The sequence below is a fragment of the Pseudomonas sp. COR18 genome, assembly GCF_048568395.1.
In the GTDB taxonomy this organism is placed as follows: Bacteria; Pseudomonadota; Gammaproteobacteria; order Pseudomonadales; family Pseudomonadaceae; genus Aquipseudomonas; species Aquipseudomonas fuscovaginae_B.
The window spans coordinates 6,280,937-6,306,373 of sequence record NZ_CP183808.1; the positions used below are offsets into that span (position 1 = coordinate 6,280,937).

General features: G+C 63.6%; 17 protein-coding genes and 2 pseudogenes. 13 read left to right on the forward strand and 6 right to left on the reverse strand.

Annotation, left to right across the window (positions count from 1 at the left end; all coding sequences use genetic code 11):
- Positions 1 to 131: 131 nt before the first annotated feature.
- Entirely contained in the window at positions 132 to 1,652 is a 1,521-nt protein-coding gene (locus ACM62G_RS28260) for an MFS transporter (RefSeq protein ID WP_419736154.1), read from the forward strand.
- Positions 1,653 to 1,662: 10 nt separating this feature from the next.
- On the opposite strand, the gene ACM62G_RS28265 is transcribed toward ACM62G_RS28260, so the two are convergent.
- The gene (locus tag ACM62G_RS28265; protein ID WP_419736155.1) at positions 1,663 to 2,181 is read right to left on the reverse strand and encodes an SgcJ/EcaC family oxidoreductase; all 519 of its coding nucleotides are present in this window, start codon (positions 2,179 to 2,181) and stop codon (positions 1,663 to 1,665) included.
- 175 nt (positions 2,182 to 2,356) lie between these two features.
- On the opposite strand from ACM62G_RS28265, the gene ACM62G_RS28270 reads away from it, so the two are divergent.
- From ACM62G_RS28270 to ACM62G_RS28285, 4 genes are read left to right on the forward strand one after another with little or no spacing between them, the layout of a single operon-like run.
- Positions 2,357 to 3,541, forward strand: a complete 1,185-nt coding sequence (locus ACM62G_RS28270) for a sensor histidine kinase (protein WP_419736156.1) — start codon at positions 2,357 to 2,359, stop codon at positions 3,539 to 3,541.
- Positions 3,538 to 4,191: a response regulator gene (locus ACM62G_RS28275; protein WP_419736157.1), complete on the forward strand. Its 654-nt coding sequence runs from the start codon at positions 3,538 to 3,540 to the stop codon at positions 4,189 to 4,191. The genes ACM62G_RS28270 and ACM62G_RS28275 overlap by 4 nt, the downstream gene beginning before the upstream one ends.
- The gene (locus ACM62G_RS28280; protein ID WP_419736158.1) at positions 4,188 to 6,515 is read left to right on the forward strand and encodes an ATP-binding protein; all 2,328 of its coding nucleotides are present in this window, start codon (positions 4,188 to 4,190) and stop codon (positions 6,513 to 6,515) included. The genes ACM62G_RS28275 and ACM62G_RS28280 overlap by 4 nt, the downstream gene beginning before the upstream one ends.
- Positions 6,512 to 6,967 (forward strand): response regulator, encoded by a 456-nt coding sequence (locus tag ACM62G_RS28285; protein WP_054060049.1) that lies wholly within the window; start codon positions 6,512 to 6,514, stop codon positions 6,965 to 6,967. Before ACM62G_RS28280 ends, ACM62G_RS28285 begins: the two co-directional genes overlap by 4 nt.
- Positions 6,968 to 7,060: 93 nt before the next feature.
- On the opposite strand, the gene ACM62G_RS28290 is transcribed toward ACM62G_RS28285, so the two are convergent.
- From ACM62G_RS28290 to ACM62G_RS28310, 5 genes and pseudogenes are all read right to left on the reverse strand, one after another.
- The gene (locus ACM62G_RS28290; protein WP_419737573.1) at positions 7,061 to 7,678 is read right to left on the reverse strand and encodes a methyl-accepting chemotaxis protein; all 618 of its coding nucleotides are present in this window, start codon (positions 7,676 to 7,678) and stop codon (positions 7,061 to 7,063) included.
- Positions 7,652 to 8,416, reverse strand: a pseudogene (locus ACM62G_RS28295) (PAS domain-containing protein); the annotation flags it as partial. The gene ACM62G_RS28290 and the pseudogene ACM62G_RS28295, both read right to left, overlap by 27 nt.
- Positions 8,417 to 8,687: 271 nt before the next feature.
- On the reverse strand, positions 8,688 to 10,817 hold the full coding sequence (locus ACM62G_RS28300) for a TonB-dependent siderophore receptor (RefSeq protein WP_419736159.1): 2,130 nt from the start codon (positions 10,815 to 10,817) through the stop codon (positions 8,688 to 8,690).
- A gap of 160 nt (positions 10,818 to 10,977) precedes the next feature.
- Complete coding sequence (locus tag ACM62G_RS28305; protein WP_419737574.1) at positions 10,978 to 11,844, reverse strand: methyl-accepting chemotaxis protein; 867 nt, start codon at positions 11,842 to 11,844, stop codon at positions 10,978 to 10,980.
- Positions 11,836 to 12,939: pseudogene (locus ACM62G_RS28310) on the reverse strand (nitrate- and nitrite sensing domain-containing protein); the annotation flags it as partial. The gene ACM62G_RS28305 and the pseudogene ACM62G_RS28310, both read right to left, overlap by 9 nt.
- Positions 12,940 to 13,360: 421 nt before the next feature.
- On the opposite strand from ACM62G_RS28310, the gene mexE reads away from it, so the two are divergent.
- From mexE to ACM62G_RS28350, 8 genes are all read left to right on the forward strand, one after another.
- The gene (gene mexE, locus ACM62G_RS28315; RefSeq protein WP_054062230.1) at positions 13,361 to 14,617 is read left to right on the forward strand and encodes a multidrug efflux RND transporter periplasmic adaptor subunit MexE; all 1,257 of its coding nucleotides are present in this window, start codon (positions 13,361 to 13,363) and stop codon (positions 14,615 to 14,617) included.
- 12 nt (positions 14,618 to 14,629) lie between these two features.
- Positions 14,630 to 17,809 (forward strand): efflux RND transporter permease subunit, encoded by a 3,180-nt coding sequence (locus tag ACM62G_RS28320; protein ID WP_419736160.1) that lies wholly within the window; start codon positions 14,630 to 14,632, stop codon positions 17,807 to 17,809.
- Positions 17,806 to 19,230: an efflux transporter outer membrane subunit gene (locus ACM62G_RS28325; protein WP_419736161.1), complete on the forward strand. Its 1,425-nt coding sequence runs from the start codon at positions 17,806 to 17,808 to the stop codon at positions 19,228 to 19,230. Before ACM62G_RS28320 ends, ACM62G_RS28325 begins: the two co-directional genes overlap by 4 nt.
- A gap of 231 nt (positions 19,231 to 19,461) precedes the next feature.
- A complete protein-coding gene (locus tag ACM62G_RS28330) occupies positions 19,462 to 20,751 on the forward strand; it encodes an HAF family protein (protein ID WP_419736162.1) in 1,290 nt (429 codons plus the stop codon).
- 66 nt (positions 20,752 to 20,817) lie between these two features.
- Entirely contained in the window at positions 20,818 to 21,201 is a 384-nt protein-coding gene (locus ACM62G_RS28335; protein WP_419736163.1) for a hypothetical protein, read from the forward strand.
- Between the two features lie 157 nt (positions 21,202 to 21,358).
- Positions 21,359 to 23,173 carry a beta strand repeat-containing protein gene (locus tag ACM62G_RS28340; protein WP_419736164.1) on the forward strand — a complete coding sequence of 605 codons (1,815 nt, stop codon included), beginning with the start codon at positions 21,359 to 21,361 and terminating at the stop codon, positions 23,171 to 23,173.
- Between the two features lie 232 nt (positions 23,174 to 23,405).
- Positions 23,406 to 24,305 (forward strand): bestrophin family protein, encoded by a 900-nt coding sequence (locus ACM62G_RS28345; protein ID WP_419736165.1) that lies wholly within the window; start codon positions 23,406 to 23,408, stop codon positions 24,303 to 24,305.
- A 78-nt stretch (positions 24,306 to 24,383) separates the two neighbouring features.
- Positions 24,384 to 25,436, forward strand: a complete 1,053-nt coding sequence (locus ACM62G_RS28350) for a tetratricopeptide repeat protein (protein WP_054058149.1) — start codon at positions 24,384 to 24,386, stop codon at positions 25,434 to 25,436.
- Position 25,437: the final 1 nt, after the last annotated feature.

The following is a 25,437-nucleotide window of genomic DNA, read 5'->3' on the forward strand; positions in this document are numbered from 1 at the left end:
ACGGGGCCAGCTCGAACCAGCCCCGTTCGGCATCCATGTCCAGATGGACACAAAGCTTCACAATCCCTCACATTCCTCTCGACCGTTGCGAGGCACACTAGGACCTTGCGCAATGATTCCGTCGAGTGCCCATGCCTCTTTCCCCTTCCTCGGCCAAACGCTGGCTGATCCTGTTTGCCGTGATGCTGGCCTTCCTGCCGGTGGTGATCGACATGACGATCCTGCACATCGCCATTCCGCCACTGACCCTGGCACTGGGCGCCTCCGGCACCGAAGTGCTGTGGATCATCGACATCTATCCGCTGCTGATGGCCGGCCTGCTGGTGCCCATGGGCACCCTGGCCGACCGGATCGGCAACCGACGCATTCTGCTGACAGGGTTGCTGGTGTTCGGGATCGCTTCCCTGCTGGCGGCCTTTGCCCCGAGTCCGGCCATGCTGATTGGCGCCCGCGTGCTGCTCGCCCTTGGCGGTTCGATGATCATGCCTTGCGTGCTGGGCATCATTCGCAGGACCTTCGAGGATGAAAGGGAGCGAGCGATGGCCTTGGGCCTATGGGGTACCGTCGGTGCCGCAGGGGCGGCGGTCGGGCCGCTGATCGGCGGTATGCTGCTGGAACACTTCTGGTGGGGCTCGGTGTTCCTGATCAACGTGCCGGTGGTGCTGGTCGTGGTGCTGTCCGCCTTCGTGCTGTTGCCCCGCCGCGAGATCACCACGCCCGGCGGTTGGGCCTTTGGCCAGGCGCTGGTGTTGATCGCCGGCATCATTGCGCTGGTGTATGGCATCAAGGCCGGGGTCGCCGGGACACAACCGCTGGTGCTCACCCTGTGGATCCTGGCTTTCGGCCTGCTGTTGCTGACGCTGTTCGTCCGCCTGCAACTACGCGCCGAAAGCCCGATGCTGGACCTGTCGCTGTTCTCGCATCCGGCGATCCTGGCGGGCATGATCATGGCCCTGGTCGCCTGCGGGGCGCTGGCCGGGGTGGAACTGACCCTCGCCCAGGAACTGCAGTATGTGCTGGACAAGACGCCGTTGCAGGCCGGGATCTTCATGATCCCGATCATGGCGGCGGCAGCGATCGGCGGCCCCTGCGCGGGCCATCTCACCCACCTGTTCGGCCTGCGCCTGGTGGCGAGCCTGTCATTGGCCCTCTCCGCGCTGGTGCTGGCGCTGCTGGCCAACGCCGACTTCCATCATCCCGGCCTGTGGGTACCGGCCCTGCTGGGAATGCTGGGCCTGGCCCTGAGCATCGGGCTGACCGCCTCTTCCATCGCGATCATGGGTTCGGTCGACGCCAGCAAGGGCGGTGCGGCGGGATCGCTGGAGGCCACCGGCTATGAACTGGGCAGTGGGCTGGGCATCACCTTTTTCGGCGTGTTCATGTCCAGCGTGTTCGGGCGCACGCTCGAACTGCCGGCCAGTCTGGCCCAACCGCTGGCGACCCAGGCCAGCCGTTCGATCGGTGACTCCCATGTCGTGGCCCGGCAGTTGGACGCGCAGCAGGCCGGTGCGGTGATCGAAGCGGCAAAAGCGGCCTTCTCGACCACGCACTCGGTGCTGCTGACCACCTCGGCCGTGCTGATCGGCCTGCTGGCGGTCGCGGTGTTCTTCATGCTTGCCGGCCATGCACCCAGGGACATGTCCCCGGCCTAGGCCAGCGGGATCACTTGGCTGCGTGCCTGGCCTGCAGTTCCGGCATCGCCGAAGAGTGATGGTTGAGGATCTTCCACTGACCGTTCAGTTGCTCATAGACGAAGGTGTAGCGGGCCTGCACCTGACGGGTCGAACCATCGGTCCCGGTCAGGGTGAAGGTGTAGACGCCGCTGTCGATCGCCACATCGTTGCCCAGGCGATGGATGTCGCGGTAGTTGATCTGTCCGATCGGCTTGAGCGCCAGGAAGTGGTCGAAGTAGTCCTTGATCTGCGCCGGCGTGGTGCGCACCTGGTTGGAGACCGTCGGCTGCAGCATGGCGTCCGGCGCATAGAGGTCCACCACCGCCTGGGCGTTGCCGCTCTTGAGGGCCGCGTTCCAGCGATCGAACAGGTCGGCGATCTCGCGGTCCTTCTGGTTTGCCGGCTGCGCGGCGACGTCGTGGTAGACATAGGGGGCCGTTTGCGCAGCCTGGGCAAACGGGGCGCTGAGGGCTGCCAGCAGTACCAGGGCCGAAGTCTTCATGTGCATTGCAACTCTCCAGTGATGTCCGATGGCTGCACTTTGCCCGGCGCCGCCCCGGCCGCCATCGGCCAACCGGAGCCTTTTGCCTATGCCATTCGGCAGATAGCCCACGGCCCGGTTACACGGTTTAATAGCGCCCTCGCCCGTACGGGCACGCCTCTCGAAGCGTCGGAGCCCGACCATGCAAAACCTGCCTCATGATCCGGGCAGCGCCCTCGCCATCCGCACCCAGTACCGGCAGTCACAAAGTCGCGCGGCGCGCCTGCGCCTGCTGGTCGACACCGGCCAGGAACTGACCCGGCTGTCCCCGGCGGCCATGCGCGAACGCGTGCTTGTCCGCGCCTGCGCGTTTCTCGCCATGGATCACGGGGTTCTGCTGGAGCACGCGGCCGATGGCCGGGTCCACAGCAGCGCGAGCCTGGGCAGCCAGGAGCGCCTGAACAGCCTGGAGCAGCAGGTCGATACCTCGCTGCGCAGCCCCTGCTGGCAGGAACAGCCCGGCGCCCTGCTGTCCCGGGTGCTGCGGGTGCCGTTGCGCGGAGGCGACGACCGGGCCTTCGGCCTCCTGGTGCTGGCCAACAGCACCGGTATTGCCGCGCCCGATAACGAAGACCTCGAATCCCTGCAACTGCTCGCCACCCTGCTGGCCGCCCACCTGGAAAACGACCGCCTGCTGAGCACGCTGATCGTGCGCGATCGCACCCTGTCGGATCTGGTCAGCCGACTGTTCCGCGCCCAGGAAGACGAACGCCGGCGCGTGGCCTACGACCTGCATGACGGCCTGGCCCAGACCCTCGCCGGGCTGCATCAACGTCTGCAGGGTTTCGCCGGCCGGTGCCCGACACTGCCGCAGGCGCTGGATGCCGACCTGCAGGCGATCCTGAACCTGGCCCAGCATTGCGTGGTCGAGGGGCGCCAGTTGATCGCCGGACTGCGCCCCAGCGTACTCGACGATTTCGGCCTGCTCACTGCTCTGGACAAGGAAGCCGACCGCCTGCGCGACGCCGGCATCCAGGTGCAGTGGACAGCCCGCGACCCGGCGCGCCTGTCGAGCCCGGTGGAGATCGCTCTGTTCCGGATCGCCCAGGAAGGCATCAACAACATTCTCAAACATGCCCTGGCCAGCCAGGTGCAACTGGCCCTGGAAGTGCGCGACGGCCAGGCTCTGTTGCGGGTGGCCGACAATGGCGAAGGTTTTACCCCGGCCCTGGCGCTCGCGGCCCACGACGCCCGCCACCTGGGGCTGGCGACGATGCAGGAACGCGCCAGCCTGCTCGGCGGCACATTCACCTGCATCAGCAGCGCACAGCGCGGCACGCAACTGTCGATCAGCGTGCCCTGCACCCTGGAGGAAACCGCACAATGACAGCCGCCCTGCGCCTGGTCCTGGCCGATGACCACGAGGTCACCCGTACCGGCTTCGTCGCCCTGCTCGCCGGCCACCCGCAATTCGACGTGATCGGCCAGGCCTGCGACGGCCAGCAGGCCGTGGAGCTGTGCGAACGGCTACAGCCCGACATCGCCATCCTCGACCTCCGCATGCCGGTGCTCAACGGCCTGGGCGCGGCGCGGATCCTGCAACAGAAAATGCCGGCGCTGAAAGTGGTGATCTTCACCATGGACGACAGCCCGGATCACCTGGAGGCGGCCATGCAGGCCGGTGCCGTGGGCTACCTGCTCAAGGACGCACGCCGTGACGAGGTGATCGATGCCCTGCAACGGGTCGCGCGCGGCGAGGAGGCGCTGAACAATGCGGTCAGCGCCCGTCTGCTGCGGCGCATGACCGAACGCCACGGCCAGGGTGCGGCGGCCAGCGAAAACCTCACCGCCCGCGAGCGGCAGGTGCTCGGGCTGGTGGCCGGCGGCCTGAGCAACCGTGAAATCGGCGAAAGGCTGGGCATTACCACCGGGACCGCCAAGGCCCATGTCGAACGGGTCATCGGCAAGCTCGGCGCAGCGGACCGCACCCAGGCCGCGGTTCGCGGCATCGCACTGGGTCTGGTGACGCAACCGTGAGGCTGCTTTCCGCCCGACGCTGGATCGACCTGCCGCTGCGGGGCAAGGCGCTGGTGGCGATCTCCCTGCCGCTGGTGATCCTGCTGATGTCGCTGGTGCTGATCTACATCACCGAACGCCAGACTGCCCACGCCGAAGAGGACGTACGCCGGGTGCTGCGCGTCCAGGGCGATATCCAGACCGTGCATACCCTGCTCGCCGAGGCGGCCGCCAGCGTGCGCGGCTACCTGTTGACCGGGCGCGAGGACTTCCTGCCGGGCTACCTGAAAGCCCGCCCGCTGATCGACGGCGCCCTGCAACGGCTGAACCGGAACGTGCGTGATGAACGGGTGCGCCGGCACCTGGAAGCCATCGAACCGCTGATCGACAGCAAGGTGGCGGGCCTTGAGGAAATGCTCGCCGGACACCGCGCCAACCCGGCGGCGATCACGCCGATCCTGATCAGCAACAAGCACATTCTCGACGAGCTGCGCGAACATATCGGCACCATCCTCACCCTGGAGGACACCCTGCTGGCCGAGCGCACCGCCGCCGCGGTCGCGACCCGTCAGCGACTGTTGCTGTCGACACTGCTGGCGGCCTTCTGCGGCCTGTTCGGCGCCATCGTCGCGGTGCTGTTCCTGTCCAGGGGCATCGTCGCCCGGGTGCAGCAGGTCAAGGGCAATGCGCAGCGCCTTGCACTCGGCCAGCCACTGCAGCCGCAACCGCCGGAAAACGATGAAATCGGCCAGCTCGGCACCCGCCTGGTGGAAGCCGGGCTGCTGCTGGCCGAACGCGAGCGGGCCCTGCGCGACAACGAGGAACGGCTGAGGCTGATCATCGACGGCGTGAAGGACTATGGCATCTTCGCCCTCGACACCCGCGGTTTCGTCACCAGCTGGAACGCCGGCGCCGAGCGGATCAAGGGCTACACCGAGCAGGAAATCATCGGCCAGCACTTTTCGCTGTTCTACCTGCCCCAGGAATGCCCGGAACATCCCGAGCATGCGCTGCGCGAGGCGACCCGCGATGGTCACTACATGGAAGAGGCCTGGCGTATCCGCAAGAATGGCAGCCGCTTCTGGGCCAGCGTGGTGATCACCGCCCAGTACGACAGCCGCGGCGCCTTGCGCGGCTTCTCCAAGATCACCCGCGACATCACCGACCGCCGCACGGCCGAAATCGCGCTGCGCACCGCCCGCGAGGAAGCCGAGCGCGCCAGCCGCGCCAAGAGCGAGTTTCTCTCGCGCATGAGCCATGAACTGCGTACCCCGCTCAACTCGATCCTCGGTTTTGCGCAATTGCTGGAGATGGATGCGCAGCCGGGGCAGGAAGCCAACGTCGGGCACATTCTGCGCGGAGGCAAGCACCTGCTGGGGCTGATCAACGAGGTGCTGGACATCGCCCGGATCGAAGCCGGGCACCTGCAGTTGAACCTTGAGCCCGTACCCCTGGCACCGGCCCTGCAGGAGGCCCTGACACTGGTCTCGCCAATGGCCGCCAGTGCCGGCATCCGCCTGTTGCCATTGCCCGCGCTACCGGCGGACAGCGGCATCATCGCCGACCGGCAGCGCCTGACCCAGGTGCTGCTCAACCTGCTGTCCAACGCCATCAAGTACAACCGGCCCCGGGGCCAGGTCAGTATCGAGGTCAGGATCGATCAGCCACGGGTCGCGGTATCGGTCAGCGACACCGGCAAGGGCATTGCCGCCGAGCGCCTGGGGCAACTGTTCAAACCGTTCGAGCGCCTGGATATCGACCCGAACATCGAAGGCAGCGGCCTGGGCCTGGCGCTGAGCAGGAACCTGCTGGAAATGATGCAAGGCCGCCTGACGGTGCACAGCCAGCCCGGCCTGGGCTCCCGATTCACCCTTGAACTGCCGTTCGTGCGCCTGCAGGAGAACCCGCAGCCCGGTACCGCCGCCCTCGAGCGACCGGTCGAGCCGCCGGCGCCCTGCGCACCGACCTGGCGCGGCCAGGTGCTTTACATCGAGGACCATCTTTCGAGCCTGGCGCTGATCGAAACCCTGTTGCAGCGACGCCCGGGTATCAGGCTGCTGTCGAGCATGCAGGGACAACTGGGGCTTGACCTCGCCGCGCAGCATGCGCCACAGCTGATCCTGCTGGACGCGACGTTGCCGGACATGGAGGGGCTGGCCATCCTGCGCCTGTTGCGCGAATCGCCTATCACCCGCTCGACCCCGGTGCTGATGATGACCGCAGACGCCAGCGAGACCACCCGCCAGGCGCTGTGCGAGGCCGGTGCCACGGCGGTGCTGGGCAAGCCGATCCACATCCCCACATTCCTCGCCCACCTTGACCAGTACCTTGCGGAGCCCGCGTGAACAACGACCTGCGTATCCTGATCATCGACGATCAACGCCCCAACCTCGACCTGATGGAGCAACTGCTGGTGCGCGAGGGGCTGAGCAACGTCCTGAGCAGCACCCAGCCGTTACGAACCCTGGACCTGTTCAACAGCTTCGAGCCGGACCTGGTGATTCTCGACCTGCACATGCCGGAGTTCGACGGCTTCGCGATCCTCGAACAATTGAATCGGCGCATTCCGGCGGGCGAGTACCTGCCGATTCTCGTACTGACCGCCGACGCGACCCGCGACACCCGCCTGCGCGCCCTGGCGCTGGGCGCGAAGGACTTCATCAGCAAGCCCCTGGATGCCCTGGAAACCATGTTGCGGGTGTGGAACCTGCTGGAAACGCGTGCGCTGTACAAGACCCTGCGCACGCTGGTGCCCGCCGAACGGATCGAGCTGCTGCGTCAGGCGGGGACGCTCTAGACAGACCGCCAGACGTGGTCCGTACCGAGGCTCAGTGACCGCTTCCAGAGGCCTTGCCGGTCGATGGGCCGGCAGGCGCTCACGAACCGGTCCCTATCCCACCCAGCCAACCGCCGTCTTCGGAATGATGTCGGACTCCTCCAGCTTGGACGCGAACATGCTCACCGCCTCCACCGCATCGCTGGTGCCGCTGCGGATCTGCAGAATCACCGAGCCGGCCTGGTCGGCCAGGGTGACGCCACGTTGTGCCCCCTCCTGGGTGACATGCATGCTCGCCACCGCATCACGGGTTTCGGCGAGGATCTTGCCGATCACCTCGGCGATCTCGGTGGTCGAACGGCTGGTGCGTCCGGCCAGTTGTCGCACCTCGTCCGCCACGACGGCAAAGCCCCGCCCCTGATCACCGGCCCGCGCCGCTTCGATGGCGGCGTTGAGGGCCAGCAGGTTGGTCTGTTCGGCGATGCCGCGGATGGTATTGACGATGGCCGTGATCTCCTCGGAACGGCCGCCCAGTTGCCCGACCAGGCGCGACGAATTGCCGATGTTGTCGGCAATCAGGCGCATCTCCTTGGCCGTCTGCTGGATGACCTGCTCACCCTGTTCCGCGACGCGCTCGGTCTCGGCGGAAATATGGTAGGCCCGCGCCGCGCCGAGGGAGTCCGCCTCGAATTTCTCGACACGCTCGGTGATGTCGCTGGCGAACTTGACGATCTTGCTCAATTTGCCAGCGGCATCGAAGACCGGGTTGTAGGTGGCTTCGAGCCAGACGGTCTTGCCGTGCTTGCCGATGCGCTTGAACTGGCCACTGAAGAACTCGCCGGCGTTGAGCCGACGCCAGAAATCGCTGTACTCGCTGCTGTTGACCAGGCTGGACTCGCAAAACAGCCGGTGATGCTTGCCCTTGAGGTCGCTCAGGGCATAGCCCATGGTGCTGAGGAAATTGTCATTGGCCCAGAGGATATTGCCACTCAGGTCGAACTCGATCACCGCCATCGCCCGGTCGAGTGCCGCCAGCTTGGCGCCGGTGTCGGCCTCCCTGACCACCTGGCTGGTGACATCGAGGGCGTATTTGACCACCTTGCAGACCTGGCCCTGCTCATCCAGCACCGGGTTGTAGCTGGCCTCCAGCCAGACGTTCTGGCCCTGGGCGTTGACGCGCTTGAACGTGCCGGAAACGAAATTCCCGGCGCGCAGCTGGGCCCAGAACTCGCTGTACTCGCGGCTGCGGACCAGCTCGGGGTCACAGAAGTCCTTGTGGGACTTACCAGGCAGTTGGTCTGCACGGTAGCCCATGGTTTTCGAAAAATTCTCGTTGGCGCGGATGAGCTTGCCATCCAGGCTGAACTCCACCACCGCCATGGAGCGGTCGAGCGCGGCAACCAGTCCCTTGTAGTTCTCCATCTCGGCCGTCCTGGCCGCCAGTTCATCTTTGAGTTTTCTATTGAACATGACACACCTCGGCAAAGGACGCACACCCTTAACCGATTATCGGCCGATAAGGGTATGGCTGAAGGCCCTTCGAAAGAATTAAGGGTATGCCTGATTCTAGATGCGGAGATGGATGAGTGGAGGGCTGGGGTGAGGCGGTTGGCGTATTCGCGGGCAAACCCGGTTCTGCAAGGGCGCGGCATACACGGAACTTGTGTACGACACCTTCCTGTAGGAGCCGGGCTTGCCCGCGAAGCTTTACCCTTGAGCCCGCAGGCGAACGCCGTTGGGTCTAGAGCGTGTAGGAAACGCCAACCTGAACGGTGCGCGGTGCACCCGGATAGGCATAGACGTTACCGAACGCGCCCTCTTCATAGTCACGGTCAAGCAGGTTCTTCACATCCAGGTTCAGCCGCACCTTCTCGTTGACCTTATAGAAGCCGAGCAGGTCGACGACCGTGTAGCTGCCCATGGAGAAGCCGGTTGCGGCAGTCTGGCCGGCACGCTCGGCGACGTATTTGCCCCCGACACCCAGGCCCAGCCCCTTGAGCGTACCCTCCTGGAACTCATAAACGTTGAGCAGGCTGAAGCTGCTGCGCGGGATGTTCATCAAGCGGGTTCCCTTGGGAATCGTGGTGTCCTTGGTCACCTCGGCATCGACATAGGCATAGCCGCCAATCACCCGCCATTGCGGCGTCAGGTTGCCGGTCACGTTCAGGTCGAAACCGCGGCTGCGGACCTCGCCTGCTGCGACCTTGAAGGTGGTGGGGTCAACCGGATCCGCGGTCAGCACGTTGCGCTTGTCGATCTGATAGATCGCCGCATCGACGCTCAACTGACGATCGAGTGCTTCCCACTTGATCCCCACCTCATAGGATTTCCCCTTCTCCGGGTCGAAACCGCCGCCCTGGCGGCTGGCGCCACTGTTGGGCTTGAAGGAACGCGCAGTGTCGGCATACACCGCCAGCGTGTCGGTCAGGTCATAGTTCACCCCAAGACGCGGGGTCACGCCGTTTTCGCTCTTGGTCCAGCTCGGCACGCCCGTCACGAAAGACTCATAGTCATCTTCGAAACGCTCGAAGCGAGCCCCTGCCAGCACCTTCAGGCGCGAGGTCAAGGCCACTTGGTCCTGCACGAAGGCCGCGTAGGTCTTGAGGTTTTCCTTATCATGGGTCGGCGTGCGGGTCAGCGCCGGCCGCGCCTGACCGTACACCGGGTTGAAGATGTCGACCGTATAGGAACCCACGGCACCGCTGGAGCGCCGGATGATCGACTTGTAGTCGTAGTCCTCGTACTCGACACCGGTCAGCAAGGTGTGCTCCAGGCCCCAGGTGGCGAAATGCCCGGTCAGGTTCAACTGGGCGTCCTTGTCCGTCCACTCCAGCTTGCGGTAGTTGAAGTTGCGGCCCAAGGTACGCCCATCGGTGCCGATGCCGTTGGCCTCGACCGCATTGCCCTGCAAGGTCCCGTCCAGCCACTGGAAACCGCCGCCCAACGTCCAGTTCTCGTTGAGCAGATGCTCGAAGCGCACCTGCGCCATGTTGTTGTCGTTGTGCAGCTTGCCCGCGTCCTTCTCACCGAAGAAAGTCTCGCGCGAAGCCGTGCCAACCTGCTTGGCATAGTGCGTCACACCGCGATCCAGCGGGTGGTTGTTGCGCATGAAATCACCCTCGAAGGTGATTTTGGTATCGTCGGTGGCCTGCCAGGCGATCACCGGCGTCACGCCATAGCGTTCGGTCTCGATGTGATCACGAAAGGTGTCTCCGCCCTCGCCGATCACGTTCAACCGATAGGCCAGGCGCCCTTCCTCATCCAGCGGGCCCGAGGCGTCCAGGGTCCCGCGCTTCATGCCCTGATCATCCAGTTGGCTGCCCAGCGTGACGGTGCGCTCGGCCAGCGGCTGCTTGGACACCACGTTGAAGGTACCGCCGGGATCTCCGCGGCCGTAGAGCGTGGTCGCCGGCCCGCGCAGCACTTCCAGGCGTTCGATGGTGTTGGCATCGGGCATGTTCGGGTAGCCGCGGTTGATCGGGAAACCATTGCGGTAGAACTCCCCCGTGGTGAAGCCGCGAACCGTAAAGGTGGTCAGCCCCTGCCCGCCGAAGTTGTTGGCCCGTCCCACGCCGCCGGCATAGTCGAGCGCGTCCTGCAGGCGGGTCGCGCCGATATCCTCCACGGCATCCTTGGGCACCACGCTGATCGACTGTGGCGTCTCGTGAATCGCGGTATCGGTGCGCGTCGCACTGGCTGAGCGTGTAGCACGATAGCCCTTGACCGGCCCCTGTGCGGTTTCATAGTCCGCAGTACCGACGACATCGGTGGCTTGCAATTCCAGGGTGGTCTTTTCCACGGCGTTCTGCTCTGCCCAAACGGACGAGGCAAACGCCTGAAGCACGCAAATCGAAATCAGGGTGCGACGCATTAACAATGAATCCTAGTAAAAGAGCCAAATGAGAGGGTATAGGCGCCAAAAAATCCGGCGCATGGTATGCCATCTCATTAGCTTTTGATACTGATTCTCATTAAATATTTTGCAGCGAGGCGACAACTGTGATCGCCTCGTCGTCGCGAAGGTTGCCGAATCAGGCGACCTTGAAGCGGTTGACCAATTGTTGCTGGTGCTCGGCCAGACGCGCGAGTTCACGGCTGGTGACGGCGGTCTGCTCGGCTCCGGCACTGACCTGTACCACCAGGTCATTGATCTCGTTTACGTTGCGGCTGATGTCTTCGGAAACGGCACTTTGCTCCTCGGCCGCCGAGGCGATCTGGATATTACGGTCGCTGATGCTGGCGACTCCTTCGGAGATCTGCCCCAGCAGCTCGCTCGCCCGCTCGATCCGGATGGCCCCCGCACGGGCCTTCTCCAGCGTCTCCTGCATCGAACTGCTGGCACGGTCCGAACCCTGCTGCAGGTTGACGATCATCTGCTGGATATTGCCAGTGGACTCCTGGGTCTTCTGCGCCAGGGTGCGCACCTCCGAGGCCACCACTGCGAAGCCGCGACCGTGGTCCCCTGCCCTTGCCGCCTCGATGGCCGCGTTCAGCGCCAGCAGGTTGGTCTGCTCGGCAATGTCGCGAATGACGTCGATCACCGAGGAAATCGCGTCGCTTTCGTGCTTGAGGTCGCCAATGACCGAGGCGGTCTGCCCGGCCTGGGTCGAGACCTGACGAATCAGTTCGATGGTCCCCTCGATCTCGCCGCGCCCCTGGGTGGTGCTGGCATTGACCTGTTGCGACAACTGCGCCGCATCGCTGGTGCTGCGGGCGACATCGCGTACGGTGGCACTCATTTCGTTGATTGCCGTGGCGACCAGTTCAGTGCCCTGGCGCTGTTGCTCGACACTCTGGCTGGTCTGCACCGTGACTTGCGAGGACTCTTCGGCAGCCGTGGCCACCTGCGCGGTGGCACTGCCGATTTCCTGCACGATATCGCGGATCTCCTGAGCCATACCATTGAGGTTGCGCGAGATCTGGCCGAATTCGTCCCGGCCGTCATAGGTGGTGCGGGCGGTCAGGTCACGTTGTGCCAGGCCACCCAGCACACGGTTCACCTCGGCCACGGCTTCATTGATATTACAGATGATCAGATAGGAGAGCAGCGAAACGGCCAGCAAGGCCGCGACGGCACCGCCGATCGTCAGCCACAGGGCCCGGCTGGCGTCGTCACGACGCTCTGCGGCCAGGGCGCTGACGCTCTGCCCCAGGGCTTCCTCGACCCGTCCCATCAGGTCGATGCGCTGCGTGGCGGTCTCGAACCAGGCCTGGGGCCTGATCCCCAGTGACTGGCCCATGGGCACTTCAAAACCCAGACGTTGCAGCCTGGCGACTTCGAGCGCCGCCGGTGCCTGCATTTCCCGGTCGAACTGCTGCAACGAGGTTTCGGGAGCCTTGCGGCGGAAAGCATCGGAATACGCGGTGAACTCGCCAAGGTTGCGACTGAAACTGGACAGCAGGGCTTCATCGAAATGATCCTGGTTGAACACCAGGCCCAAGATCACCCGCTCCCGCCCGGCCCGCTCTTTCATCTCGATGAACTGATTGAGCGCGCCCAGTGCATAGACAATCGTTGCGTTATTGACGTGAGCCTCCAGCGATTGCGTATAACCGATCAGCTGTTTAATGGTCTCGGTATAACGCTGGCCGGAGTCATTCGCCGTGATTGCCAGCTTATCAACCTGTCGACGAACTTGCGTCAGCTTGTCCAGGGCATCGATAACCGTAGCGAGGTTCTCGCCGTTAGTTGCCGAAAGGCTGCGCACGACATCGATCGAGTCATCGGATTCCTTTCGCAACTGCCCCAGGCGATCCCCCATCGCCGTACCGCGACTGCCCAGGAAAACCCCGCTGGCACCGCGCTCCCGCTGCAATGTGGTGATCAGGCGACTCAGTTTCTGTGCGGTGGCGCTGGCACTCACTGTCGCATTCATGTCCTTCAGGGTCTTGTAGTTATCGACAACGAAAACCCCCGCCAGCATCAGAAACCCCAACAAGGGCAACATCAGGATCAGCATTAATTTCATGCGCAACGGCAGGTTTCTGAACATGTGACTTCAAGCCTCTTTATGAACCGATAAAGTTTTAGCGCTGTGAAGTTGCTTGTTCTTGTCCCTCGATGCGCGAACGCATCTTACGCGACATAGCGAAGTGCCATCACCCCTATTGGAGTAAATAATCAGTTACGCGGAAATCTCTATCACACTATCTATCGGCATTCATTGACCCAAATCAGCAGAATATATTTAACCTGTCTCGGTCTCTCTCGAAAAACGCCCCCTGTTGCATTTCCGGCAACAGTGATTTGCACCGGAAGAGATTGATAGGCTGCTAACGAAGGGCGCATGCTAGAGGGCTGGCTGCGCGCTCATATCATTCCGAATGATAGTTACCTTCGCTTCATTCGATTCGTGTGCGATCAGCGGCCAACGCATGATCCGCCCATCCTCAATAGATTGGCGGACTCCCCCCATGGAACAGTCACTTAAACTTTTGCGCTTCCCTCTCGCGGCCCTGGCAGTCGTGGTGATGAGCGCTTGCGGTAAGGCACCGGTGGCAGCAGGCGGCGCGATGCCGGCGGCCAAGGTCAGCGTGGCCAAGGTCATCGAACAACCCGTCAACGAATGGGACGAATTCACCGGGCGCCTCGAGGCTCCGGAAACCGTGGAGATCCGTCCGCGCGTCTCCGGCCAGATCGACCAGGTGGCCTTCACCGAGGGTGCGCTGGTGAAGAAGGGCGACCTGCTCTTCCAGATCGACCCACGCCCCTACCAGGCCGAAGTCCATCGCCTTGAAGCCCAACTGCAGCAGGCCCGCGCCACGGCCAACCGTACCGCCAACGAAGCCGAACGCGGCAAGCGCCTGCTGACCAGCAACGCGATTTCCACCGAGCTGGCCGACACCCGTACCAGCACCGCCCAGGAAGCCAAGGCCGCGGTCGACGCGACCCAGGCACAACTGGACCTGGCGCGTCTGAACCTGAGCTTCACCCGCGTCACCGCGCCGATCACCGGCCGTGTCAGCCGTGCCGAAATCACCGCCGGCAACATCGTCACCGCCGATGTCACGCCGCTGACCAGCGTGGTCTCCACCGACAAGGTCTACGCCTACTTCGACGCCGACGAGCGGGTCTACCTCAAGTACACCCAGCTGGCTCGCCAGGGCAAGCGCGGCCAGACCACGCCGGTCTACCTCGGCCTGTCCAACGAAACCGGCAACCCGCACCTGGGGCAGATGAACTTCGTCGACAACCAGGTCAACCCACGCACCGGCACCATTCGCGGTCGCGCAGTGTTCGACAACAGCGACGGCAGCTTCACCCCCGGCCTGTATGCACGCCTGAAGCTGGTCGGCAGCGGCACCTACGACGCCGTGCTGATCAACGACGAAGCGGTCGGCACCGACCTGGGCAAGAAGTTCGTGCTGGTGATGGATGCCGACAAGAAGACCGCCTACCGCACCGTCGAGCTGGGTCCGAAGATCGAAGGCCTGCGCATCGTCCGCAGCGGCCTGAACAAGGATGACACCGTCATCGTCAAGGGCCTGCAGCGCGTGCGTCCTGGTTCACCGGTGGATCCTGAAGTGATCCCGATGGCCAGCAAGGAAACCCTCGCCGCCCTGGCGCAACAACGACAAGCCCTGGAAGCCAGCAACCTGTCCCAGGTCGCCCCGGCCAAGGCCGCCCCGACCCAGGCAAACAAGCTGGCCGCAGCGACTCCACGCGGTTAAGGGATACACACGATGAATTTTTCCCAGTTCTTCATATCAAGACCGATCTTCGCGGCCGTACTGTCGCTGTTGATCCTGATCGCCGGTGCGATCTCGCTGTTCCAGTTGCCGATCAGCGAATACCCGGAGGTGGTGCCGCCGACCGTGGTGGTGCGGGCCAACTTCCCCGGCGCCAACCCCAAGGTGATCGGCGAAACCGTGGCCGCCCCGCTGGAGCAGGCGATCACCGGCGTCGAGAACATGCTCTACATGTCCTCGCAGTCGACCGCCGACGGCAAACTGACCCTGACCATCACCTTCGCCCTGGGCACCGACCTGGACAACGCGCAGGTGCAAGTGCAGAACCGCGTGACCCGTACCGAGCCCAAGCTGCCGGCCGAGGTGACCCGGATCGGTATCACCGTCGACAAGGCCTCGCCCGACCTGACCATGGTCGTGCACCTGACCTCGCCGGACCAGCGCTACGACATGCTCTACCTGTCCAACTATGCCCTGCTCAACATCAAGGATGAGCTGGCGCGCCTGGGTGGCGTGGGTGACGTGCAACTGTTCGGCATGGGCGACTACTCTCTGCGGGTCTGGCTCGATCCGAACAAGACCGCTTCGCGCAACCTGACCGCCACCGACGTGGTCAACGCCATCCGCGAACAGAACCGCCAGGTCGCGGCCGGCCAGTTGGGCGCCCCGCCCGCCCCGAACGCCACCAGTTTCCAGATGTCGATCAACGCCCAGGGCCGCCTGGTCACCGAGGAGGAGTTCGAGAACATCGTGATCCGTGCCGGCGACGACGGCGAGATCACCCGCCTGAAAGACATCGCCCGGGTCGAACTCGGCTCCAGCCAGTACGCCCTGCGCTCGCTGCTGAACAACCAGCCGGCGGTGGCGATCCCGATCTTCCAGCGTCCCGGCTCCAACGCCATCGAGATTTCCAACGAAGTCCGGGCAAAAATGGAAGAGCTGAAGAAGGATTTCCCCCAGGGCATGGACTACAGCATCGTCTATGACCCGACCATCTTCGTCCGTGGCTCCATCGAGGCGGTGATCCACACCCTGTTCGAAGCCCTGGTGCTGGTGGTTCTGGTGGTGATCCTGTTCCTGCAGACCTGGCGCGCCTCGATCATCCCGCTGGTGGCCGTACCAGTGTCGCTGATCGGTACCTTCGCGGTCATGCATGTGTTCGGCTTCTCGTTCAACGCCCTGTCGCTGTTCGGCCTGGTACTGGCGATCGGTATCGTGGTGGACGACGCCATCGTGGTGGTGGAGAACGTCGAGCGCAACATCGGCCTGGGCCTGAGCCCGGTCGAAGCCACCAAGCGCGCCATGCGCGAGGTGACCGGCCCGATCATCGCCACGGCGCTGGTGCTCTGTGCGGTGTTCGTCCCGGCGGCGTTCATTTCCGGCCTGACCGGCCAGTTCTACAAGCAGTTCGCCCTGACCATCGCCATCTCGACCGTGATCTCGGCGTTCAACTCGCTGACCCTGTCGCCGGCCCTGGCCGCGGTACTGCTCAAGGACCACCATGCGCCCAAGGACCGTTTCTCCAGGTTCCTCGACGCGCTGCTCGGCGGCTGGCTGTTCCGTCCGTTCAACCGCTTCTTCGACCGCGCCAGCCATGGCTACGTCGGTGCGGTGGCCCGTGTCATCCGCGTCAGCGGCGTGGCGCTGGTGCTCTACGCCGGCCTGATCGTGCTGACCTGGCTCGGTTTCTCGACCACGCCGACCGGCTTCGTGCCCGGCCAGGACAAGCAGTACCTGGTGGCCTTCGCCCAACTGCCGGACGCGGCGAGCCTGGACCGTACTGAGGACGTGATCAAGCGCATGTCCGACCTGGCCCTGAAACAGCCTGGCGTGGAAAGCGCGGTGGCCTTCCCCGGCCTGTCGATCAACGGTTTCACCAACAGCCCGAACGCCGGCATCGTGTTCGTCACCCTGAAGCCGTTCGACGAGCGCAAGGACCCCAGTGAGTCGGCCGGCGCCATCGCCGGTGCGCTGAACGGCAAGTACGCCGGGATCCAGGAAGCCTACATGGCGATCTTCCCGCCGCCGCCGGTTCAAGGCCTGGGCACCATCGGTGGCTTCCGCCTGCAGATCGAGGACCGGGGCAACCTGGGCTACGACGAGCTGTACAAGGAAACCATGAACATCATTGCCAAGAGCCACAGCGTGCCGGAGCTGGCGAACCTGTTCACCAGCTACACCGTCAACGTGCCGCAGGTCGATGCCGCGATCGACCGCGAAAAGGCCAAGACCCATGGCGTGGCCGTCAGCGACATCTTCGACACCCTGCAGATCTACCTGGGTTCGCTGTATGCCAACGACTTCAACCGCTTCGGTCGTACCTATCAGGTCAACGTCCAGGCCGAACAGCAGTTCCGCCTCGAATCCGACCAGATCGGCCAGTTGAAGGTCCGCAACAACAAGGGCGAGATGATCCCGCTGGCGACCTTCATCAAGGTCAGCGACACCTCGGGGCCGGACCGCGTGATGCACTACAACGGCTTCATCACCGCCGAAATCAACGGTGCCGCGGCCCCGGGCTACAGCTCCGGCCAGGCCCAGGCGGCGATCGAGAAGCTGCTGCAGGAGGAACTGCCCAACGGCATGACCTACGAGTGGACCGACCTGACCTACCAGCAGATCCTCTCGGGCAACACCGCATTGCTGGTGTTCCCGCTCTGCGTACTGCTGGCGTTCCTGGTACTGGCGGCCCTGTATGAAAGCTGGAGCCTGCCGCTGGCGGTGATCCTGATCGTACCGATGACCCTGCTGTCGGCGATTGCCGGGGTGATCCTGTCCGGTGGCGACAACAATATCTTCACCCAGATCGGCCTGATCGTACTGGTGGGCCTGGCGTGCAAGAACGCGATCCTGATCGTCGAGTTCGCCAAGGACAAGCAGGAAGAAGGTCTCGACCCGCTGAGCGCGGTACTGGAAGCCTGCCGCCTGCGTCTGCGGCCGATCCTGATGACCTCGGTGGCGTTCATCATGGGTGTGGTACCCCTGGTGTTCTCCAGCGGTGCCGGTGCCGAAATGCGTCATGCCATGGGTGTGGCGGTGTTCTCCGGGATGCTCGGCGTGACCTTCTTCGGTCTGCTGCTGACCCCAGTGTTCTATGTATTGATCCGCCGCTTTGTCGAGCGTGGTGAAGCTCGCAAGGCTGCCCGGGCCCTCAAGCTGGAGGCGCAACAATGAGCAGTATGAAGGCCTTTCTCCCGAGCCTGCTGGTACTGGCGCTGAGCGCCTGTGCCGTCGGCCCGGACTACAAGACCCCCGACACCCCGGCGGCGAAGATCAGCGCCGCCAGCGATGACAGCGCCGATCGCAAGAACTTCGACCGCGCGCGTTTCGAGGGTGTCTGGTGGCAACAGTTCGACGATCCGACCCTCAACCAACTGGTCACCCAGTCCCTGAGCGGCAACCGTGACCTGCGTGTCGCCTTCGCCCGCCTGAAGGCGGCGCGGGCGATCCGCGACGATGTCAGCGACGATGCGATGCCGACCATCACCAGCCGTGCCAGCGCCAACCTCGGCAAGGGCCAGGTGCCTGGGCAGACCGAAAGCCGGGTCAACAGCGAACGCTATGACCTGGGGCTGGACATGGCCTGGGAAGTCGACCTGTTCGGCCGCATCCAGCGCAACCTGGAGGCCGCCGACGCCGACCAGCAGGCGGCCGAAGCCGACCTGTACCAGTTGCAGGTGACGATGATCGCCGAACTGGTGGATGCCTACGGGCAACTGCGCGGCGCGCAACTGCGGGAAAAGATCGCCCTGGCCAACCTGAAGAACCAGCAGGAGTCCCGGGGCATCACCGAAAGCCTGCGCGATGCCGGTGTCGGCGACCAGCTCGACGTGGTCCGCGCCGATGCCCGCCTGGCGGCGGTCGAGGCCAGCGTGCCGCAATTGCAGGCCGAGCAGGCCCGGCAGAAGAACCGCATCGCGACCCTGCTCGGCGAGCGTCCGGACAGCCTGACGGTGGACCTGAGCCCGAAGGAGCTGCCGGCGATTTCCAAGGCCCTGGCCATTGGCAACCCGGGTGACCTGCTGCAGCGTCGGCCGGACATCCTCAGCGCCGAACGCAAGCTGGCCGCCGCCACTGCACGGATCGGCGTGGCCAAGGCCGACCTGTTCCCACGGGTCAGCCTCAGCGGCTTCCTCGGCTTCACCGCCGGGCGTGGCTCGCAGATCGGCTCGTCGGCAGCCAATGCCTGGGCCCTGGGCCCGAGCATCACCTGGCCGGCGTTCAACCTGGGCAGCGTGCGGGCCCGCCTGCGCGGCGCCAATGCCGAGGCCGAAGGTGCCCTGGCGACCTACGAGCAGCAGGTGCTGCTGGCCCTGGAGGAATCGCAGAACGCCTTCACCGACTACGGCAAGCGCCAGCAGCGGCTGATCTCGCTGATTCGCCAGAGCGAATCGAGCCGTGCCGCCGCCGACCTGGCCGCGATCCGCTATCGCGAAGGCAGCGTGGACTTCCTGGTGCTGCTCGATGCCCAGCGCGAACGCCTGGCCGCGGAAGACAGCCAGGCCCAGGCCGAGGTTGACCTGTATCGCGGCATCGTCGCGATCTACAAGGCGCTGGGAGGCGGTTTCACGCCGCAGACCGTCGCCAGCAACTGATTCAAGCTCTCCCGGTTGGATGCCCCTCCGACCGCTTCGGCCCCGCAGCCCTTGGGTTGCGGGGCTTTTTTTCATGCATGAACAACACCGGGCGATAGTGTTACAAGATATTTCATCAACTCCGAAATACTCTAACGAACTGTCATTTCTGACAGTTACCGGGGAAGCAGGCGCTGGGTACGTTAAGGACGCGCATAGATCGTGCGCGCACTCATCGCAAGGAGAAGCGTCATGAAAATTCCCCCTCGTCTTGTCACCTCACTTGGCCTGGCTATCGCCGTCGCCAACCTGGCCATGACGGCACAGGCTGCCGGATGGGCCTATAGCATCGGCAACGGCTCATTCAGCAATACCCTGGTGGCTGCTCTCAATGATTTCCATGTGGCTGTGGGCAGGGCCGAAGGCACAAACTTCATCACCCGAGCCGTCTATGACACTACCGCTGGCGGGGCCACGGCCCTGCCCTCCCTGTTCGCCTCCCCCAGTGGCGTGCAAGCGAGCTGCACCGCCGACGCGGTCAATAATGCGCCGCTCAGCACCGCCGTGGCCATTGGCACCTGTGAAGACGCCAACGAAGTAGGCCAGGGTGTCAAATGGAATCTGAACAATCCCAGTGCAGCCCCTGTGCAAATGCAACCACTGCCCCCTCTCGCCGCGCTGCACCTGGTAGCTGACGTAGAGACAGAAACCGTTGCCGTCAACCAGGCAGGTATCGTGGTGGGCAACAGCATCAGCCCCACGGGGGTGAGCTCTCCGGTGTACTGGAGCGCCGCCGGGGCGGCGAACCTCCTGCAACCGCCGCTGCTCGGCTCGGTCGACAACTGCAACGTGGTGGATATCAATGACGCTGCGACCCCATCGGTCATCGGCAATTGCCCGGCGGGGGTCGGAGGCCTGGGAAAAAACCTGGCCGTGCTCTGGACCACTCTCACCAGCAGCTATACCGTGTTAACCGTGCCCAGCGGGGCCAGCTACTGCGAGGCCAGTGCGATCAATGCAATCGGACAAATCCTCGGCACCTGCTACTACACCGGCACCGGCAGCGGCACGCCCGGTGTGTATAAAACCGTGCAATGGCCGGCCGGCGGTACCAGCGCGCCAGCAGTGATGACGACCATCAACGGCAGTACCTCATTGCGTAACTCCGGGGTAGCCATGAATGCTTCGGGGCAGATCACCGGCAACCGGGTGAAAGCCGGCGGCTTGACCGGGCCCTTCGTCTGGGACCCCGCAACAGGTACCAACGGCATCCCGATCCCACTCTTGTCGGGCAGTTCGCAAGCCGTCGCCAAGGCGATTTCCAACAATGGCATCGTCGTCGGTTGCGGCGAGGTCAATGGTGAAAGTGAAGCCTTTGCCTACCATCTCACCGGCGCTACGCTCATCCCGATCACTTCCCTTGGCGCCGGTGGCAACGACTGTGCCGACGCCATTTCTCCCAATGGCGCCTATACCGCAGGCATCAGCGAAGACGCGAGCGTAAGCCAGCAGGGAGACGGCGTGGTCGCCAACACCCCCTGAGGCGGGCACGTGAAGGGTTCAGGGTTTGCACCTGAGTGTATTGGTTTGATCCAGAGGGATACTGAAATGACTCCTATCGTTCTTTCGTCGTCGGCCCGTTCCGGGGAGACAAAAACGGCGTACTCCTTGCGCTCCCGAAAAGGGCTTGCATTGGCCTTGCTGGTTGCAGCGGGGATTATCTGCCCGCTGATCGCGACACCCAGCCAGGCCGCGCTCGCCTGCCGCACTACTTGCCATAGTAACGTGCCCGCCAGACCCCTGAGTTACGCTTCGGCTTACACTGTCGGATACAACAATGGGTATAACAGTGGCTATAAAGCGGGTTACATAGCGGGCAACACCCATGCTCTTGCCATGCAGTACAATGCAGGCTACGACTATGGCTTCTCAGGCGGTTACAGCGGCGGTTATCCCGCCCACCCGCCGATTTATCGCCCGGCCCGCTATTAAGACTCTGCCACTCCCCCACAGCCCCGAGTGTCCCTGGCCTCGGGGCTTTCCTGTCGCCCTTTCATACTTCGATCGATTCAGTCGATAATCCGCCCATGTGCAGTGAGCGGTCTACCGCTTACCAGGGACAGGATTCAGCAACGCAAGGAAGTAACAAATGGCAGTGATAAACGGAACAGATGGGGCGGACACGCTGGCAGGAACCAGCGGGAATGATGAGATCAACGGACTGGGTGGCAATGATCTGATTCTAGGAAGTGCGGGTGCCGACAAGATCGATGGCGGCAACGGTACCGACACCGTCAACTATTCGTCATCCACCGCAGCTATCAACGTCGACCTTCGTTATGGCGTCGTAGGCCGGACCGGTATGGGTGGTGATGCCGAAGGCGATACCCTGGTCAACGTCGAGAGGGTTATCGGCTCGGCGTTCGACGACACCTTCAGCATCGACACCCTCAATGCGACGCTCGAAGGGGGTGCCGGTGACGATGTTTACATCATCAGCAACACACTCGGTACTGCCATCATCGAGCAGGCCGGTGGAGGCAACGACGAGGTCCGTACCAGTTATGGCGCGCACACCCTGTCGGCCAACATCGAGCGCCTGACCTATACCGGCACCGGGGCCTTTACCGGCTACGGCAACGCTGGTGACAACATCATCACCGGCGGGATTGGAAACGACACATTCTATGGTGGCGACGGGGCCGATCAGTTCATTGGCGGCGCAGGTACCGATACGGTCAGCTACACGGAAAGCGCCGTCGGCGTAAACCTCAACTTCCGGACCGGAGTTCACTCGGGTATCGCACGGGGTGATACATACAACAGCATCGAAGCGATTCTGGGTTCCAACTACAACGACATCTTTGTTGGCGACAGCCGAGCCATGGCATTCAATGGCGGCACGGGCATCGATCTGATCAGCTATGAAAGCTCGGACGCAGGAGTCACCATCGACCTGAAGACCAAGGTCAACGGTGGTGACGCCGCCGGTGACACCTATACTGGAATCGAACTCTTCCAGGGTAGCCGGTTTGCCGACACGCTGTCGGGTTCGACTGCCAACGACAACTTCATTGGAGGTGCCGGTGCCGATGTGATCGATGGCCGCGAAGGCATCGACACAGCCTGGTATGCCAACAGCAGCACCGCCGTAAATATCAACCTGCTGACAGGCGTCAATCAGGGTGGAGATGCCGAGGGCGATGTACTGATCAACGTCGAGAGTCTCATCGGCAGCAATTTCAACGATATCCTGACCGGTAACGCAGTTGCCAACGGCCTTGAAGGCGGCCTGGGCAATGACACCATCTACGGCGGTGACGGCGATGATGTCATTTACGGCAGCCTCTATACCGCGCTCGGGCCGTTCGCAGTTGACGTTACGGCCGCCGGTCCGCAGGCCGATATATTGTACGGCGGAAATGGCAATGACATCATCATCAGCGCTCCAGATGACCGGGGCACCTTCGCCTTTGGTGAAGCCGGTAATGACACGATTACCGTGATCAGCGGTACCGCCGATGGTGGCGATGGTGCCGACATCCTGATCGGTGCCGGCAACAACTTCTCGCTGTTCGGCGGCGCGGGCAATGACACGCTGCAAATGGGCCTGAAGGTCGAGTTCCCATGGCAAATGAAGTCCGGAGGCTTTGCCGACGGCGGCGAAGGCGATGATACCTATATCGTCAACACCAACCAGTTGGTCACCATTCAGGACACGGGCACCAGCTATGGCGACAAGCTGGTCCTGAACTTCCTTGGTTCCGGAATGCTGCTCGATCGTGTCGGCAATGACCTCTATCTGCACAACAACAGTGTGGCGGCCGGAGAGATTCCACAGGAAGGCGTGCGCCTGAAGGACTGGTTCGCCGGTTACGACACCATCGAACAGATCCAGACGGCGGACAACCAGATCATCAACCTGCCAGCCAACAGCGGCGATGCATTCGCCATGTTCGGCTAACCGACTGAAAGCCTAATATTGGCTGAGGCTGCGAGAAGAAAGGGATGAGTTCGGTCAAGGGCTCATCCCCTTTCAGCGCACGGCTTTTCGAGAGCTGATAATCCAAAGCTGCACTCGATGTCCTGTTGATAGACATCGTCGATCAAACCGTCGGATAAAGCGATTGGACAAGCCCGACCCGGACTTCTAGTCTACGCCTGCGTAAACCCCGCGCTTCAAGCAGTTCCTGCCCATGATCGTCCGCCCCAAGCCGAACCTGTTCGCCATCCTGTTTTCCCTCAAGGGTTCGATCGCCCGCCGGATTGCCCTGCGTTGCCTGATGGTGACCCTCCTCGCCGCGGTCATCGTGCTGGTGGAAACCGCGCGCCCGGAGCTTTTTTCCAAGGTCAACGCCACGCCGTTCACCCTGCTCGGCCTGTCGCTGTCGATCTTCATGAGCTTTCGCAACAACGCCTGCTACGACCGCTGGTGGGAGGGCCGCAAACAGTTGGGGCAGATGATCATCGATATCCGCTCGGTGATCCGCGAAAGCCAGGTGCTCGGCGAGGGTCCGCAGCGCACCGTGCTGTTGCGCGAGCTCTGCGGCTTCGCCCATGGCCTGATCGCCCGCCTGCGCCGGGAAGACGAACGCCAGGCCATCAGTCCCTGGCAGCAGGACATGCCAGACCCCGGCCACCCGAATGTCACCGACCAGTTGCTGCAAGCCATCGGCGCCCGTTGCCAGGCCCTGGCGCACCAGGGGTTGATCAGCGAATGGCGCTATACGGTACTCGCCGGGCTGCTGCTCAGCCTCAGCCAGGTCCAGGCCAGTTGCGAACGGATCAAGCTGACACCACTGCCCTTCCCCTACAACCTGCTGCTGCACCGGACCATCTACCTGTTCTGCATCCTCCTGCCCTTCGCCATGGCCGAACCGCTGGGCTGGCTGACGCCGGTGTTCACCGCCATCGTCAGCTACACCTTCCTCGGCCTGGACGAGATTGGCGATGACCTGGAGGACCCGTTCGGCTTCGATGAAAACGACCTGCCCTGCAGCGCGATCCTGCGCACCGTGGAACGCGAAATCCTCGCCAGCCTCGGCCACCGCGACCTGCCGCCACCGCTGCAACCGGTGGAATACGTCCTCAACTGAGCCCCGGGGTTTGACTCCGGGACGCTGCTGACCGAAGCTGGCAACCTCACGAAAAGCTCGCCAGCTCACGGACCCTGCATGACGAAGCCCCGCCGCTATCTGCTGATCAGCCTGTCGCTACTGCTCGCCCTCGGCTTCATCTGGCACAAGCTGCCCGGCAAGCTGGCCGCGCCCCAGGCGCCGCACGTCAACTACGGCCAGGCGCTCAAGCAGGCGCACAACGGCCTGCCGGGGGCTGCGCGGGTGCTGTATCAGCAGTTGGCGCGCACCGACCTCTCGGACATCCGCCGCGCCGCGCTGCATGCCGAACTGCCCAACTACCCCAGCCCGCGCGCGCTGAAATTGGCCGATGCGGACCTGCAGAGCCCGTCGGCGCTGGTGCGCGAAGCAGCGATCCAGAGCATCGTCGGGCTGGTGCCAGGGGCCCAGCGCAGCCTGCTGCTGGGGCCGGTGCTGGAAGACAGCGAACAGGAAGTCCGTTTCGCCGCGGCCAATGCCATGCTCGGCCTCTCACCGGACGACCAGGGACTGTACTTCGGTCCGCTGCAGCAGGTGGTCGACGAATATGAACGCACCCTCAAGGCCCAGCCGGAAAGCGCCGAGGCGCAGTTCCAGCTGGCCCGGCTGTACCTGCATGAGGGGCAGCTGGACGAAGCCCAGCAGTCCCTGGAACGCGTCTCGCAACTGGAGCCGAACAACCTCAAGGCAGTGGTCGCGCAGGTCGAACTGCTGGATAAACGCAACCAGCCGGACCAGGCCCGCCAGTTGCTGGCCAGGCAGTTGGAGCTGCAACCGCAGTCGGCTTACCTGCAACATGCCCTGGGTGTGTGGCTGTTGCACCACGGGCAGAGCGAATATGCGCTGCTGAGCCTGGCCAAGGCGGTGGAACTGGAGCCGGACAACAGCGAGTACCGCTTCAAGCTCGCCACGACCCTGCATGATCTCGACCAGCTCGAGGCCGCCCAGCGCCAGTTGGAGGAACTGGTCCAGCGCCACCCGGCGAACCGCAAGGCCCGGGTGCTGCTGATCGCCTACTGGAAGGAAAGCGGCCAGTTGCAGAACGTGCAGATCCTGCTGGCCCAGCTGGAGCAGCAGAATCCGGATGACCCGGCGTTGCAGCAAGGCCTGTAGC

Bases quoted from the DNA above. Each gene is read 5' to 3' on its own strand.
- ACM62G_RS28260 (WP_419736154.1), top strand. From the start codon at position 132: ATGCCTCTTTCCCCTTCCTCGGCCAAACGCTGGCTGATCCTGTTTGCC.
- ACM62G_RS28305 (WP_419737574.1), bottom strand. From the start codon at position 11,844: ATGGCTCAGGAGATCCGCGATATCGTGCAGGAAATCGGCAGTGCCACC.
- mexE (WP_054062230.1), top strand. From the start codon at position 13,361: ATGGAACAGTCACTTAAACTTTTGCGCTTCCCTCTCGCGGCCCTGGCA.
- ACM62G_RS28270 (WP_419736156.1), top strand. From the start codon at position 2,357: ATGCAAAACCTGCCTCATGATCCGGGCAGCGCCCTCGCCATCCGCACC.
- ACM62G_RS28330 (WP_419736162.1), top strand. From the start codon at position 19,462: ATGAAAATTCCCCCTCGTCTTGTCACCTCACTTGGCCTGGCTATCGCC.
- ACM62G_RS28265 (WP_419736155.1), bottom strand. From the start codon at position 2,181: ATGCACATGAAGACTTCGGCCCTGGTACTGCTGGCAGCCCTCAGCGCC.
- ACM62G_RS28340 (WP_419736164.1), top strand. From the start codon at position 21,359: ATGGCAGTGATAAACGGAACAGATGGGGCGGACACGCTGGCAGGAACC.
- ACM62G_RS28350 (WP_054058149.1), top strand. From the start codon at position 24,384: ATGACGAAGCCCCGCCGCTATCTGCTGATCAGCCTGTCGCTACTGCTC.
- ACM62G_RS28300 (WP_419736159.1), bottom strand. From the start codon at position 10,817: ATGCGTCGCACCCTGATTTCGATTTGCGTGCTTCAGGCGTTTGCCTCG.
- ACM62G_RS28335 (WP_419736163.1), top strand. From the start codon at position 20,818: ATGACTCCTATCGTTCTTTCGTCGTCGGCCCGTTCCGGGGAGACAAAA.
- ACM62G_RS28345 (WP_419736165.1), top strand. From the start codon at position 23,406: ATGATCGTCCGCCCCAAGCCGAACCTGTTCGCCATCCTGTTTTCCCTC.
- ACM62G_RS28275 (WP_419736157.1), top strand. From the start codon at position 3,538: ATGACAGCCGCCCTGCGCCTGGTCCTGGCCGATGACCACGAGGTCACC.
- ACM62G_RS28325 (WP_419736161.1), top strand. From the start codon at position 17,806: ATGAGCAGTATGAAGGCCTTTCTCCCGAGCCTGCTGGTACTGGCGCTG.
- ACM62G_RS28320 (WP_419736160.1), top strand. From the start codon at position 14,630: ATGAATTTTTCCCAGTTCTTCATATCAAGACCGATCTTCGCGGCCGTA.